Annotated in this window: 1 pseudogene; it reads right to left on the bottom strand. The window is 57.5% G+C overall.

The features are described from left to right. Positions 1 to 226 (bottom strand): annotated as a pseudogene (locus E5W87_RS35915) (hypothetical protein); the annotation flags it as partial.

Here is a 226-nt window from a genome sequence, read left to right as displayed (position 1 = left end):
AGGTGCCCTCGTCGCCGTCGACCCAGGCGCCGTAGCAGATCGATTCGCCGTCATTGCAGGACAGCGGGATCGACTTGGTCTCGCCGTCATTGAGATAATAGTCTTGATTGTTGCCCGGCCAGATATAATCGCGGTCCTGGCTGTAGAGCTCGACTCGCATGGCGTTGGGATGGCTGATCTCGAAGGTGACATCGTTGTTGAAGGGGTGAGAGACGCTCGCTTTACC

It is taken from the genome of Mesorhizobium sp., assembly GCF_004962925.1.
In the GTDB taxonomy this organism is placed as follows: domain Bacteria; phylum Pseudomonadota; class Alphaproteobacteria; order Rhizobiales; family Rhizobiaceae; genus Mesorhizobium.
The sequence above is the reverse complement of the archived record's forward strand: the minus strand, read 5'-3'. Positions and strand labels throughout refer to the sequence as shown.